Source organism: Brasilonema octagenarum UFV-OR1 (genome assembly GCF_963888615.1).
In the GTDB taxonomy this organism is placed as follows: Bacteria; Cyanobacteriota; Cyanobacteriia; order Cyanobacteriales; family Nostocaceae; genus Brasilonema; species Brasilonema sennae.
On sequence record NZ_CAWPKW010000196.1, the window covers coordinates 12726 to 26688 of the forward strand.

The 13963-nt window shown below is 43.3% G+C and carries 16 protein-coding genes; 10 read left to right on the top strand and 6 right to left on the bottom strand.

Features of this window, described 5'->3' with window-relative positions; translation table 11 throughout:
• Nucleotides 1-105: 105 nt before the first annotated feature.
• Together rcbX and AC5590_RS14335 are read right to left on the bottom strand one after the other, a co-directional pair.
• Nucleotides 106-504 (bottom strand): RuBisCO chaperone RbcX, encoded by a 399-nt coding sequence (gene rcbX / locus AC5590_RS14330; RefSeq protein ID WP_169264308.1) that lies wholly within the window; start codon nucleotides 502-504, stop codon nucleotides 106-108.
• A 97-nt stretch (nucleotides 505-601) separates the two neighbouring features.
• Complete coding sequence (locus tag AC5590_RS14335; protein WP_169264309.1) at nucleotides 602-2032, bottom strand: form I ribulose bisphosphate carboxylase large subunit; 1431 nt, start codon at nucleotides 2030-2032, stop codon at nucleotides 602-604.
• Between the two features lie 448 nt (nucleotides 2033-2480).
• Here AC5590_RS14335 and AC5590_RS14340 point away from each other — a divergent pair, with 448 nt between their 5' ends.
• Nucleotides 2481-3050 (top strand): GNAT family N-acetyltransferase, encoded by a 570-nt coding sequence (locus AC5590_RS14340; protein ID WP_169264310.1) that lies wholly within the window; start codon nucleotides 2481-2483, stop codon nucleotides 3048-3050.
• Here the strand turns inward: AC5590_RS14340 and AC5590_RS14345 are convergent.
• On the bottom strand, nucleotides 2981-3871 hold the full coding sequence (locus AC5590_RS14345; protein WP_169264311.1) for an SDR family oxidoreductase: 891 nt from the start codon (nucleotides 3869-3871) through the stop codon (nucleotides 2981-2983). The genes AC5590_RS14340 and AC5590_RS14345 overlap by 70 nt on opposite strands.
• Nucleotides 3872-4066: 195 nt before the next feature.
• On the opposite strand from AC5590_RS14345, the gene AC5590_RS14350 reads away from it, so the two are divergent.
• Nucleotides 4067-4321: a COP23 domain-containing protein gene (locus AC5590_RS14350; protein ID WP_256379404.1), complete on the top strand. Its 255-nt coding sequence runs from the start codon at nucleotides 4067-4069 to the stop codon at nucleotides 4319-4321.
• 73 nt (nucleotides 4322-4394) lie between these two features.
• Here AC5590_RS14350 and AC5590_RS14355 read toward each other — a convergent pair whose 3' ends face one another.
• Nucleotides 4395-4607, bottom strand: coding sequence for a hypothetical protein (locus tag AC5590_RS14355; protein WP_169264313.1), 213 nt, complete (start codon nucleotides 4605-4607; stop codon nucleotides 4395-4397).
• A gap of 151 nt (nucleotides 4608-4758) precedes the next feature.
• Here AC5590_RS14355 and AC5590_RS14360 point away from each other — a divergent pair, with 151 nt between their 5' ends.
• From AC5590_RS14360 to AC5590_RS14370, 3 genes are all read left to right on the top strand, one after another.
• Complete coding sequence (locus tag AC5590_RS14360; protein ID WP_169264314.1) at nucleotides 4759-5355, top strand: SRPBCC family protein; 597 nt, start codon at nucleotides 4759-4761, stop codon at nucleotides 5353-5355.
• A gap of 263 nt (nucleotides 5356-5618) precedes the next feature.
• Nucleotides 5619-6971, top strand: coding sequence for a pentapeptide repeat-containing protein (locus AC5590_RS14365; protein WP_169264315.1), 1353 nt, complete (start codon nucleotides 5619-5621; stop codon nucleotides 6969-6971).
• 175 nt (nucleotides 6972-7146) lie between these two features.
• Nucleotides 7147-7539, top strand: coding sequence for a hypothetical protein (locus AC5590_RS14370; RefSeq protein WP_171977088.1), 393 nt, complete (start codon nucleotides 7147-7149; stop codon nucleotides 7537-7539).
• A 103-nt stretch (nucleotides 7540-7642) separates the two neighbouring features.
• On the opposite strand, the gene AC5590_RS14375 is transcribed toward AC5590_RS14370, so the two are convergent.
• A complete protein-coding gene (locus tag AC5590_RS14375; RefSeq protein ID WP_169264317.1) occupies nucleotides 7643-8212 on the bottom strand; it encodes an HdeD family acid-resistance protein in 570 nt (189 codons plus the stop codon).
• A gap of 293 nt (nucleotides 8213-8505) precedes the next feature.
• On the opposite strand from AC5590_RS14375, the gene AC5590_RS14380 reads away from it, so the two are divergent.
• The 4 genes from AC5590_RS14380 to AC5590_RS14395 all read left to right on the top strand — a co-directional run bounded on the left by AC5590_RS14380 (nucleotide 8506) and on the right by AC5590_RS14395 (nucleotide 11402).
• Nucleotides 8506-9426, top strand: a complete 921-nt coding sequence (locus AC5590_RS14380) for a S1C family serine protease (protein WP_169264318.1) — start codon at nucleotides 8506-8508, stop codon at nucleotides 9424-9426.
• A 91-nt stretch (nucleotides 9427-9517) separates the two neighbouring features.
• On the top strand, nucleotides 9518-10351 hold the full coding sequence (locus AC5590_RS14385) for a S1C family serine protease (protein WP_169264319.1): 834 nt from the start codon (nucleotides 9518-9520) through the stop codon (nucleotides 10349-10351).
• Nucleotides 10348-10995, top strand: a complete 648-nt coding sequence (locus tag AC5590_RS14390; protein ID WP_169264320.1) for a response regulator transcription factor — start codon at nucleotides 10348-10350, stop codon at nucleotides 10993-10995. The genes AC5590_RS14385 and AC5590_RS14390 overlap by 4 nt, the downstream gene beginning before the upstream one ends.
• A gap of 227 nt (nucleotides 10996-11222) precedes the next feature.
• A complete protein-coding gene (locus AC5590_RS14395) occupies nucleotides 11223-11402 on the top strand; it encodes a hypothetical protein (protein WP_248277195.1) in 180 nt (59 codons plus the stop codon).
• Nucleotides 11403-11416: 14 nt separating this feature from the next.
• Here AC5590_RS14395 and AC5590_RS14400 read toward each other — a convergent pair whose 3' ends face one another.
• Complete coding sequence (locus tag AC5590_RS14400; protein WP_169264322.1) at nucleotides 11417-11662, bottom strand: DUF7219 family protein; 246 nt, start codon at nucleotides 11660-11662, stop codon at nucleotides 11417-11419.
• Nucleotides 11663-12252: 590 nt separating this feature from the next.
• Here AC5590_RS14400 and AC5590_RS14405 point away from each other — a divergent pair.
• A complete protein-coding gene (locus tag AC5590_RS14405) occupies nucleotides 12253-13884 on the top strand; it encodes a Na/Pi cotransporter family protein (RefSeq protein WP_169264323.1) in 1632 nt (543 codons plus the stop codon).
• The last annotated feature ends 79 nt before the right edge of the window (nucleotides 13885-13963 follow it).

A 13963-nucleotide genomic window follows, 5' to 3' on the forward strand; every position in this document is an offset into this window, starting at 1 on the left:
AGTGTTCACCGTATGGCGCTCGGCCACGCCTTACGGCTATCGGGAACGCGGGTCGCCTGGGCATGGGAAAACGCCGAATACGCGCGTTTACTCACTGTTAACTGTTCACTGTTCAATGTTTGGATCTGAAGTTGCTTGTGTTTCTGATTCAGGACTGGGATCTGATGTATTTATTTGCGTCATTCGCTCAAGATGCTGGCGACGGTGTTCCATATTGGCTTGTTGAATACCGGTGCGAACCATTTCGGGTAAGTATCCTGCAACTTGTTCCGCTATGTGTTCTCTAACAGTCATTATCCGCAAAGCCAATTCGGGCTTCTCTTGAAAGAGTTGCTTAACGTACGCTTCTCCATCCTGAATTTTATCAGCAGAAAAGCGTTGTAGCCAAAGTGCCAAGGGAGGATTTGTTTCGCTAACTTGAGCCAATACCGTTTTTAGTGCCTGATAAGTCAGGTAACTTTGCAGCGTCTTGGCTGTGTCCTTCGCAATTTGTTTAATATCCATGCTTGACCCCAGCCCTAGAATAGGTAAGAAGTAATAAGTCAAAAGTAATGAGAAAGAAGGATTATTTTCTTTTACTTTTTAACTTCTTACTTGATGATCAGACGGTATCGACTGATTCAAACTCGAACTTAATTTCCTTCCACAGTTCGCAAGCAGCTGCCAGTTCAGGAGACCACTTAGCAGCTTCGCGGATAACGTCGTTACCTTCACGAGCCAAGTTGCGACCTTCGTTACGAGCTTGGATACAAGCTTCCAGGGCAACGCGGTTAGCGGCTGCGCCAGGAGCATTACCCCAAGGGTGACCGAGAGTACCACCACCAAATTGCAGTACGGAGTCATCACCGAAGATTTCTACCAGTGCAGGCATATGCCAAATGTGGATACCACCTGAAGCAACTGCCATTACACCAGGCATAGAAGCCCAGTCTTGGGTGAAGTAGATACCGCGCTCTCTGTCTTGCTCAACATAGTTTTCACGCAGTAGATCGACGAAGCCCATTGTAATTGCGCGATCGCCTTCCAATTTACCAACAACGGTTCCCGTGTGGATGTGATCACCACCAGACATCCGCAGAGTCTTAGCCAAAACGCGGAAGTGGATACCGTGGTTCTTTTGACGGTCGATAACCGCGTGCATCGCGCGGTGGATGTGCAACAACAAACCGTTGTCACGACACCAGCGAGCTAATGTGGTGTTAGCGGTGAAGCCTGCTGTTAGGTAGTCGTGCATGATGATGGGCATTTTGAGTTCTTTAGCGTACTCTGCCCGCTTCAGCATTTCTTCGCACGTAGGAGCAGTCACGTTCAAGTAGTGACCTTTGATTTCACCTGTTTCCGCTTGTGCTTTGTGGATAGCGTCAGCAACAAATAAGAAGCGATCGCGCCACCGTTGGAATGGTGCGGAGTTGATGTTTTCGTCGTCTTTGGTGAAGTCCAAACCACCACGCAAGCACTCATAAACTGCGCGTCCGTAGTTCTTAGCAGACAAACCCAACTTGGGCTTAATCGTACAACCCAACAGAGGACGACCGTACTTGTTCAGTTTGTCGCGCTCAACTTGAATACCATGTGGAGGTCCTTGGAACGTCTTGAGGTAAGCAACAGGAATCCGCAAGTCTTCCAGACGCAGCGCTTTGAGGGCTTTGAAACCAAACACGTTTCCTACAATCGAGGTCAACATGTTGGTTACAGAGCCTTCTTCAAACAGATCCAACGGATAGGCCACGTAAGCAATGAATTGGTTACCTTCGCCAGGAACTGGTTCGATGTCGTAACAACGACCTTTGTAGCGATCTAAGTAGGTGAGCAAGTCTGTCCATACGGTTGTCCAGGTACCGGTGGAAGACTCAGCAGCCACCGCAGCGCCTGCTTCTTCCGGTGGAACTCCAGGCTGGGGTGTTACGCGGAATGCCGCCAAAATATCTGTATCTTTTGGAGTGTAGTCGGGGGTGTAATACGTTAGTCTGTAATCTTTTACCCCAGCTTGGTAGCCTGATTTCGTCTGAGTCCTGGTTTGCGCGTAAGACATAATTCCCTTCCAAGAAGTCACTCTTTTTACTTACAAATTGCGTCACGTGCTGCTTTCCTGACTTCAAATTTATCCCCTGTCATTGAGGGATAGGTAGAAAACATTTTGTGTTATGGGTTGCTTCTTGCAGTCAATTGTGGTTTGCCTGCAATTCTTGACAAAACATCCTAAATGTGTTCTTTGAAAGACAAAGGTTACACGTTGCGTAATTTGTAGCTCGTTTCACAATATATCAAGAATGTCATAAGTTATTCTTTGAATATTTTTAAGTTTTATATTTAAATTTGTTATTAAATAATATTTTAAACATTTTGTTAAGAATGCTTTACAAAATGGATGTAATGTAATAATTTTCTGTTGCAAAGCGTAAGAGTGTAGGTACGGAAAATTTCACTACACCCCATAGCCCATATCCAACCTGAACAAACAAGGATGGTGCTTAAATCGTATGCAAATTCCTCAACTTGAAACCCAACGTCTTATCCTACGGGGATTTCGCGAGGAAGACCTTGATGCTTACACTCAGATGTGCAGCGACCCCGAAGTTATGCGCTACATTGGCGAAGGAAAACCTTTATCCCGTTGGGAGTCTTGGCGAAGTATGGCAATGATGCTTGGTCATTGGCAACTACGAGGATATGGTATGTGGGCTGTTGAGGAACGTTCTAGCGGTGAAATGATTGGGCGGATAGGCTGCTGGAAACCTGAAGGCTGGATTGGTTTTGAAATTGGTTGGACGTTGCGACGAACTTATTGGGGACATGGTTTTGCAACAGAAGCAGCAAAGGTAACGATGAATTATGCTTTTGGTGAGTTACAGCAATCCCATGTGATTAGTTTAATTCGTCCGCAGAATACTGCTTCAATCAGAGTTGCCCAGAGATTAGGAGAAAAACTGGAAGGAAAGACAGAAATGTTTGGAAGTGAGGCGGTTATCTACGGTATTCATCAAGAAGATTGGTTAGCAGGAAATTTGTATAAGTCTTGTAATTCTTCTTTCAAGGAGAGAGGTTGGTAACCTAAATTAAAAGCTTTGGTACTGTCCAAAGAAACGTCAGATGGTCTTGGTGCTGACATTTTTACGTCTTGCTGTAGGCACGCTTTTAGTTGATTGGCAGGAATGTAAAAAATCTCTACTAATAAACGGCCAAAATCATAGCGTGAAATTCTTTCTTTCCCTCCTAAGTGAATGTGTCCGTTAACTTTTTCTAATGCCAATAACAACCCTTTCGCTGCAGTTTTGCCACTGACGGGTGTTCGGAATTCATCTGTGAATAAATTTAATTCTTTGCCTTCTTGAAGAGTCTGAATAAATGATTGTATAAAGCTTGTTGCTGTCGGTGTTTCCATCCCAAACATTAATGGCATACGACAAATAGCAGTCATGGGATAACGTTCTAGCATACCTTTCTCAGCCATGACTTTTTGCTCACCATAAATATTAACAGGGCATACAGGATCAGTTTCACGATAAGGAGCGTTTAAACCATCAAAAACCAAATCTGTTGATGTAAAAGCGCAAGGAATAGAATCATCGGCACAAAGTCCAGCAATATTACAGGATGCTGTGACATTGATTGCATATGATTCCTCTACATGAGTTTGACAAAAATTTGGTTGAGATAGTGCAGCGGTGTGGATGACGGCTGTTGGTTGAAAGTCAGTAAATATTTGTTTGAGTTGTTGAAAATCTGTCAAATCAACTTTCAGCATTTTGATGCCTGGAATTTCTAAAGAATGAGAAAAGTAAGTTCCATAGACTGAGTATTCTTGTTTTGCAATCTGGCAAAGATGATATCCTAAAAAACCACTAGCACCAGTAATTAATAGTTTTTTCATATTTAAAATGTATACTCTAACGCAGTTAACCTATGTTAAAAATATCACAAAATTGTGTAAATCTCTGTCAAATATATGTCTTAAAAAAGACATATATTTGACAGAAATAATTTGACTGTAGGCATTATTGGTGCTGCGGCGGGTGTTGCTGGTTTAGTCTTGGCGTAAGGTGTTGCTATTGGCTGGACTCCAGGTATATTCGCCTTCGGCTCAAAAGACCGCTTTTCTTGCGCCTTGCAACCCGACACACAAAACGGCGGTGAGGTGTGGATGGTAATGTATCGTAATGATCAGGGTACCAAGCCCTGGCCCAAGATGATCAACAGCTTTGGTGATGGCTGGAATACTCAGAAGCGGTGCGATACTATCGCCCAACGCTTGGAAAGCTTTCGCCAAGATGGTTTAATTGGATTTAGTCATCGCTCTGACCCCAAAACACCTGGCAGCTGAGGATCTCAAAGCTGGATCAAATAGTAGTAAATAACATACAGTGTGAAATGAGTATTGAATGAGGTACCCACTGCTAGCCAACCAAAAAGTTAGTATTAATTGCTTGGACTGTATTACGCGCTCCTGTCAAATTTAGCCCAATACTGCTGAGATAACTCAGGTCATGATAGACGCTGGTGACTCCAGACTGCACTTGGTAAGTTGAAGTTTCTGCCTGTACGGGTGCAACTGATACAAAAGCTGCTATAGTGCCCGCAAGAATTGCCTGAACCTGGGGAAAACGCATAGATAATCCTCCGGCAATTATATAACGTAAAACACAGCTTTACTCGTACACCTTGGCGATAGGAGGATGTCAATTGACAAATTTAAATCGAGGGAATGACCAGAAGTCAGGGTTTGTGCGTAGTTGTTTGTTTACACTACACTTTTCAGTGATGGTTACAATTGCAGTTGCTCCATCTGTCCGTGCTGGATTATTTAATAGTCCTGTTGATCAATTGCCTGTCTCAGAACGGGTAAAATTGAGGAATGGTCAGGTTTTAGTCACTGGAGATAAAGGAAAATACACCGCTATTATTTTGGTGACAGGTTCGCAAGATATTGCTTGGGAAGTGCTGACTGATTATGATCATTTTTCTAAATTTTTGCCTAATACTGTGTCGGGTAAAGTGATTACGGTGAATGGCAATCAGAAAGTGGTGGAACAGGTAGATACGCGTCAGGTATTCTTAATGAATGTTCAATCACGCATCCGTTCAGCTACTACTGAAACTCCAAAAAGCCGCATAGATTTCCGTCAAATTGATGGAGATTTGCAAAGCTTGGAAGGATACTGGAAAATTGAACCTGTAGCTCCCTATTCTGGTGCAAAGGCGAATCAAGTTTTAATTACCCAGGTGGTGGAAGCTCAACCAAAATCGGGAACCCCAAAGAAAATCTTCTACAGTCTTTTTAAAAATTCACTGGGTGAGATTATGATTGCGATTAGGAAAGAAGTCGATAGGCGAACTCCTAATCGCAAAACCTTATAGAACCCATTTGGTATCTTTACATTCTCCGGTATAATAATCCAAGGTATTAGCTATCAAATACAAACTTACTCAAATCGTGCGAACACTGTGCACATCTGTTTGTGGAAGTTGCTTGGCACCTTCAATAACTTGAGTTGATTAAGAGGTTGCACCAAAAAGCGATCGCCCTGTCTTGTTACGTGCAGCTATTGCTTAACCCCACCCTCTGGCAGATACTATAAAGCAGCGGTTGAACTCAAGCGTCCTGGTGCGATAATATAACAATGCCGATAGAATCCAATTCCAACTCATCCGAGTCTGGTAAACCAGAACCTGTTCTTGAAGACAACTTACAACCAGATGATTTCGAGGACGTAGGTGAAAATGGCTTTGTACCAGATGAACTCGCTACTCAAAAAGCCCTTTCCGCAGTTTCTGCTCTCCAATCTCCGCGCAATACAGCAGTTCTTCAACAAGCACGTTCCATCCTGCAAGGACGTACTCAACCTCTAACAGTGAAACCTAGGGCTTTGTTGTTTATCTTTGTGGCGATCGCCATCACCTTTTTCGGAATTGCCATTAATAACTGGTTGATTGGTATGTCGGGAACACTGCTAGCTTTGCTGATCTCATTAGCTGTGCTGTTACCAGCAGTCATAAATGGAATACGAAATTGGTTTTCGGCTCAAGAACGGGCGCTGTTTATTGCTTTTTTAGGACTTGTAGCAAGTCTGATTGGCTTTGTGAAGTTCAGTGGATTGGGCGATCGCATCTTAGCTGTTGGACGCCGAATCAACTGGGAAGCCTCTGGAACACTGGCGGAATGGTTTGGCGCTTTGGGACAAATTCTCATCGCCGTTATTGCGGTGTATGTTGCTTGGCGACAGTACGTTATTTCCAAAGACTTGACGATTCAGCAAAACCTGCTCACTGTTCAACAAAATATTATTACCCAACAGCAGACAATTGATTCTTATTTCCAAGGTGTTTCTGATTTAGTATTGGATGAAGAAGGGTTATTAGAAGATTGGCCCCAAGAGAGGATGATTGCTGAAGGACGCACAGCAGCAATTTTGAGTAGTGTGGATGGTAGTGGTAAAGCGAAAATTCTCCGTTTTCTCTCGCGTTCCAAATTGCTGACACCTTTGAAGCGCGATCGCCACCTTGGTCGAGCTATTCTTGATGGTAATGGTGGTTATGCAGAAGATCGAAAGGCGGGTTTGCGTGTCATCGATTTAGGCGTGATGCTTGCTGGTGCAGATCTTGGTGGTACTGATTTGCGTTGGACTGATCTTTCGGAAGCAAATCTTGTCCGCGCTGATCTGACTGGTTGTGACTTAGTAAAAGCTAACCTCTCCCGGACTATATTATATGAAGCAAAACTTGATGGTGCAGATTTGAACGGAATTCGCTTATTTTATGGTTTTCCTGAAACCGCCTCACCCCGCAGCCGCACTGAACCGCCCAATTATCAAACTGGTGAACACACAGGGGCTGTTGTAGAAGATGTTAATTTCACTGATGTCCAGCGAATGTCTGAGGCTGCGCGTTACTATTGCTGCGCTTGGGGAGGCGAAAAAACTAGAGGTACTATCCCTGGTGGTTGCGAAGGAATTCCGAATAAGTTAGGTAAATAATTACAAACAACAAGCAAAACCTTGGATAGAGATATCAAAAAATTTTTTCAGCTATAAAACAAAAGTAGAAAACCTTAACACATCTTGCACGACTTGAGACGGATTTTTTTCATACATCTGTATGGATCGCTCAAGCGCACAAAAATATCTTCTTCTTTTAACGGAAGTGCATAATATGCATGAAAATCTTATTAAAGATAATACATCTATAAATAATACTTTTCCGAAAGCTAATCTCATAGAAATACAATTGGTGAGGGCAGAACCGCAGATCACACCGTCACACGGGACAAAACAGCAACAAACAGCGACGCCCGATAAAATACTGTTTTGGCTTCCCTTCAGCCTAATCACCTTTTTGATGATTGTTGCTTTTCGGCTTTCAAATGCTAGGAAAGTTACACAACATAGATCGACAAGCGCCAAAACCCTCGATCTAGTTCCCTGTAAGAAATGTCAATACTTTAAAAATAATCCTTATCTCAAATGTGCGATACATCCAACGACTGCTTTAACCGAAGAAGCCATCAATTGCTCTGATTACTCTCCTAACAAGGAACATCGTTGAAGACTTAGTAATTAAGAATATAGAACTCAGAACTCAGAATTCAGTTATCAATTCATTGCTGAGTTCTGAGTTCTTTTTTAGTTATGACTTCACGACTGTTGCTTTATGCTTGTGTTGTGGAGTTAGATTGATTCAAAGCAGAACGAGCATTCAACGACAGCATCACGCGTGAAATACCAGTGGAGAGAACACTGACACCGACCAATGTCCCAATAACCCAGGGAGCATCGAAGGGCCATTGGAACCAAATCATTGCACCCAAGACTAAGGTAACGATACCATTACCTAGTGCCCAAGTCCAGTTTTGTTGCGGACGCAGCCGGAATGCCAGAATTAGCTCAAATACACCTTCCGTTAGTAGAAAGCTACCTAACAATAGAGTCAGTGTCAGAATTCCTGTAAAAGGATAAACAAACAGCATCACGCCTGTTGCGAAGTAGAGAATACTAAGCAGGATTTTCCAAACAAAGCCTCCCTCGTTGCGGGTTTGAAATGCATAACCTAGCTTTGCTGCGCCCGAAGAAATAAGAATTAAAGCAATCCAAGTTTCAGCGAAGATTGTAGAAACAGAAGGTAAAGCAACTGCAATAATTCCCAAAACAGTTACGAGAATGCCAATTAAGAGCGAATTATTAATCCCCTTGTTGATATCACCAGAAATGTTGCTTGTCATAAAAATCTTTTCCCCTGTAGTTAATTGAACTCTACGATTTAGGCTAGAAAATTTCTCAAGCATTTTGTAGACCCCTTAGATATACGTCCAACGAAGTTCTACCCCTTGATACAAATATCCTAATAACTGCTAAAAATAATTCTCCCCTTTTGTTCCTCCCTATCCCCACCTAGCCATATTTCTAGGGTGAATTCCCCCCATTCTTCTGATGTCATCTATATGGATAAAACGGCACGATCGCAACATATAGAAAAGTTACTCCTGTTTTATCCATCAAGAAGTAGAGGAATTAAATGTCTTCATCTAACGCCTTAATGGCTTTGTCCAACAATATAGCTGACATTGTAGAGCAAGTTGGTGGTGCTGTTGTTGCCGTGAACGCTGGTAGGCGTATTTCTCCTAGTGGTATTCACTGGCGCAAAGGAATTATCGTCACTTCTGATGAGTCACTCCGCCGCTATGACGAAATCACAGTTACTCTATCAAATGGTAGTACTGTACCCATCACACTCATAGGACGTGACTCTACCACTGATATCGCTGTTTTCAAGGTAGAAAATGCAGAAATCCCGGTGGCGAACATCGGCGACGCCAAAACACTAAAAGTTGGTCATCTGGTACTCGGGCTAGGAAGAAGTAGCGAAGGTGACATCCGAGCCGCTATAGGTGCAGTGAGTGTTGTCAGTGGTGCTTGGCGGAGTATGAACGGTGGTAATATAGACCAATTCATCCGTCCAGACATCACACTTTATCCTGGTTTTGCTGGTGGACCACTTGTAGATGCGGCGGCTTGCGTGGTAGGAATGAACACATCGGGACGACGCGGTACTGCTCTGACTATCCCAGCTTCTACAGTTAATCGGGTGATTGACCAACTTTTGGCAAAAGGACATATTGCACGCGGTTACCTGGGTTTAGGAATGCAACCCGTACGTTTACCAAACAACCTGAGAACAGCACTCAATTTAACTTCTGTTGGTGGAGTGATTGTTGTTAATGTAGAGCCAAATGCACCTGCTGACAAGGCTGGTGTGTTGATTGGGGATGTGTTGGTCAGTTTTGATGGGACTTTGGTAGATGATACAGGTGATGTGTTGGCATTTTTGAATAGTGGCGATCGCGTTGGCAAAACCGTCAAAGTGCAAGTCATCCGAGGTGGCGTGTTAGTTGAGTTAGCAATCGCAATTGGCGAAAGATCCGCAAGCGAAGAGTGATAGCAATAGTTATCAGTGAACAGTGAACAGTTATCAGTTATCACTGTTCACTGATTTAAAATTCAAAATTCATAAGGTACAGGACTATAACATGAATCTCACAACAATCACACACTTGAGTGATGAATTCGCATCGGTGGCTGAAAATCTACGCAAAGTGACTGTGAAAGTGCGTAGTAGTTCTTTTGGAAGTGGTTCTGGTGTTATCTGGCAAACCACAGAGGGAAGTAGTTTAATTATTACAAATGCCCATGTCGCTACCAACAACAGAGCAACTGTGGAACTCTGGGATGGACGAGTTTTTGAGGCTGTACGTACTAATATAGACCCAACAAAGGATTTAGCTGCTCTCAAAATTGACGCGACTGATTTACCCACTGCAACTATCGGTCATTCTGATGCTTTACGCGTGGGTGAATTGGTTTTAGCTGTTGGTAATCCTTTTGGTGATAGCGGTGCTGTGACAACCGGGATTATTCACGCCAATCATCAACGTGTAGTCATGGCTGATATTGTGCTGTTTCCTGGTAATTCTGGTGGTCCACTTGCTGACTGTCTTGGGCGAGTCATCGGAATTAACACCATGATTGTCAACAATTTGGCTGTAGCAATACCAAGCCTTACTGTAGAACATTTTTTGCATGGAAATCGTCAAAAGCTTGGTGTGACGCTGCAACCTGTGCTGGTGAATTCAACCAACAAACGCAATTTGGGTTTATTGGTGTTGTCGGTCAATTCTGGAAGTGCTGCTGAAGCTGCTGGTGTCCTTGTTGGTGATGTCCTTATTGGAGTTTCAGGAAAATTGTTTACCAGTCCTCATGATTTAAGCAACTATCTTGAGGACACCAACAACAGCGAACCACTACCGTTACAAATTCTGCGCGGCGGACGGCAATTAGTTTGTCAGGTGGCGGAGGTGGTATGATTCGAGTGTTTGTAGTTGCTGCTTCCCCTGTGGTGCGAGCTGGGTTATCAGCTGTCGTGGCGACGAGTTCTAAACTCACAGTCGTAGGTACTGCATCAGATTTGGATGCATTGACAAGGGAATTTGAGCAACTACAACCCGATGTGCTGCTGTTGGATGTCAGTGGTCACTTTCAAGAATTAGTCTGGGAAAAATTGCTTTCTTCACAACAGCAGCCATACCCTGCAATTGTTGTTCTAACTGATGAACTCGATAGTCTAGACTTGGAAGCAGCGCTGCGTGCTGGTGTGCGCAGTATATTGCCAAGTAGCAGTACAGAGTCGGAAATTGTCGCGGCTGTTGAGGCGATCGCCCTCGGACTTGTTGTGCTGCACTCTGATACTATCGAGTTTCTGCTTCCTTTAAAAGAGTCGAGTGTGCGGGACAAACAGACGACAAATCCTGTGCAAGCACTGACACCACGAGAAATAGAAGTTTTGCAGATGCTTGGTTCTGGATTGAGTAATAAGGCGATCGCCAAACGTCTCAATATCTCCGAACACACTGTTAAGTTTCATGTCTCATCTATTTTTCAAAAGCTGAGTGTCTCTACACGTACAGAAGCTGTGACTGTTGGTGTGAGGCTGGGTTTAATCATGTTGTGACAAGTCCTCACTCATTTTCGCTTAGTTTTTTCGGCTTTTTGGCTGTTAATCCCCAATTATGTCTGTCTAATGGGGGATTTTCTCATATGTATGGTTAACATAAGGTTATACATACACCAAAAATTGGTTAATTAAAGGTTATAAATACATCAGTTTTCACTGTATATTCAGTTCATTTTTGAAAGTTGTAGTTGAGGAGTGCCATAGCCCCCAAAATCGGAGATAAAGTGTTGATTTTACGTCCAGCATATGTGGCTGGACGAGTTGGAAAAATCTGTGCCAAAGAAGTCTTATCAGGCGATTATCCTAGGGAACGCTGGCTGATTCGGGTGGATTCACAAGACATTGTCGTATCTTTAAATTCAAAAGAATTTGAGGTAGTCAGCGATGATTTTGAGATATCTTAGGTGATATCTGAGGATCATTCGTTGCCAATTCCTAATTCTTTTTTGCTGCGTTTAAGCTGTTTCCAAAGTTCGTCAATCTTTTGATAAGCTTCTTGTGGTGCTAGTTTCCCTGATGTTTCTAAACAACTGATGTAGCTAACCTTGTGAGAAAATTCTTGGAGATTGGCGTTAAACACGAGATTTTCTGGCTTGATTTGACCGTAGTAGCGAGCGCGAGGGTAGAGAAGTTTTTCTTTGTCTCTTTGATCAGAGTGTTCCATGAGTCTACCTCCTATTCATAAATTTACTTTAATAGTATTTAATTTAAATTTAACCATTGTAATTTTTATTACAATAAGATCAGCTTTATTTACATATTCTCTTCCGAATTTTATATTCTACCAACTAAGTTAGTGAAACAGAGCGAAATTAGAGCTGGTTGCCTTGATTAATCTATGCGCTAGATTAATTTTTACTTCACAAGTTTTTTCAACAATTCCATCAAATATGCGTTTTTTAACCGAAACTTCATCCTTAAGTACGATAAATCGAGCTAATAACCGTATTTTTATGAAGGTTCTTAAAACTATAACATGACAGCGTCAAACACAATCCAGCTATCTTTAGCTTGTTCTCACTTAAGACGGTGGAGGGTGAGTAGATGCTTGGGTATTGGATTTTGGTGCTTGAAAACCTTACTAGGTCTACGTTTTCTAAAATATCTAAATTTCTGAATTAACCTGCGGAATATTAAGTAAAGTTCTGGGCAAAAAATTTGAGCACACTGAATTATTTATTGTTATTTTTAATCTTATTTTAACCTAAACTTAATTTACAGTAAATCTTTCAATTTGCCGTAGGTTACAGCACTATGGTCAAAACCAACGATCCCACCATTGTTTTGCTGCTGCTTTTCGGTGGTGTGATGTTACTTTTATATGGAGTGCGGCTAGTCACAGATGCTATGGAACGGGCTTTGGGGGCACGTTTGCGCCTTGCGATGATGACACTTGCCGAGCGCCCCTTTGCAGCTTTTGTGACCGGTGTTATAACAACTGTGCTTACTCAAAGTTCTTCCGCGACTGCCTCTGTGCTCGTTGGATTGGTGAGTACTCAGTTAGTGCCGTTAGCAGCGGCAGCAATCATGCTACAGGGAGCTGCAGTTGGTTCTACATTGGTCGTGCAACTGCTGGCGTTTCATATCACTGACTACGCCTTAGAACTATTAGGACTGGGCGCGGCAGTAGCCATATTCACTGACCGCAGCACAGCTTTACGTCCAATAGGTAGGGGGATTTTCAGCTTTGGACTCGTGTTGGTAGGGTTGGCGATGATTGATGCAAGTAGTGCTCCCATCACCGCTAGTCCTATTACCAAAGCAGTTCTTGAGACGCTTTCTAGTTCACCTGTGATATTGACATTGACAGGCACAATCCTTGCGATCGTCTTTGTCTCAAGCACAGCCACTATTGGTCTAGTGTTGGTGCTAGCAGCAGGTGGGGCACTACCACTGTCTGCAGCACTGGCGATGACACTAGGTGCCAATGTAGGGACGACAATTGCACCATTGTTAACAGCCTTGAATCGAGGCAGTATCACTGGGCGTAGACTGGCGTTGATATATGTAGGTACGAGATTACTCGGGGCTACCGTAGCGCTGTTTGTGCTCAACCCGTTGACAGCACTACTGCATAGCCTGCCACTTTCAATTGCCGCTGTCATTTCGCTTTTCCACCTGGGATTTAACCTCCTGCTGGCACTTCTGTTCGCTCCACTGGTTAATCAGATAGCACAGCTAGCGACTACACTATTACCTGAACCGACTAGTACCCAGAAGTCAGGGGCACGTTACCTTGACTCCGCTGCTTTGTCTGTTCCTGCTGTAGCACTCGGGCAAGCAATGCGTGAAATCCTCAGGATGGCTGATTTGGCAGCACAGATGTTGCAGTTGAGCATCCATGCTTTTGAAGACGCGGGCAAAGACATACCCAAACGCATTGCCCAGTTAGATGATCATCTCGACGAGATAGAAATAGCAATTAAGCGCTACCTAACACAGCTTGATACAAATTTAATGACTCAGGAACAGGCACGTCGGGAGATTGTATTACTTTATATTTGCACTGACTTAGAAGCTATTGGCGATATCATTGACAAGCAACTCATGCGACTAGTTAAGCGACAGCGTCGCAAACAAATTGCTTTTTCCAACCAAGAGTGGAATGACCTAGCAACTTATCATGGTGAAACAATGTCGCTCCTGCAACAAGCACTGGCAGGGCTGGCGTCCTTCGACTCAATGGTTGCTAATGATGTTTTATTGCGTAGAACATCACTGACTCAAACTAAGCGTGAACTTCATCTACAACATCTCCACCGCTTGCGTTCTGGTGCGGCATCCAGTTTAGATGCCTCCGCCATCCATCTCGAAGTCGTCAACGCTATGAGCAGCGTCATCTCACACACTTGCAGTATCGCCCGTGCTGTCACCGGAGAGTTCTAGATTTTGACCAAAAGTAGGGGTGTAGGGGGACGAAAAAATGCGCTTTTTTTGTCTTGTATCATGTCCGGCTAATTAGTTG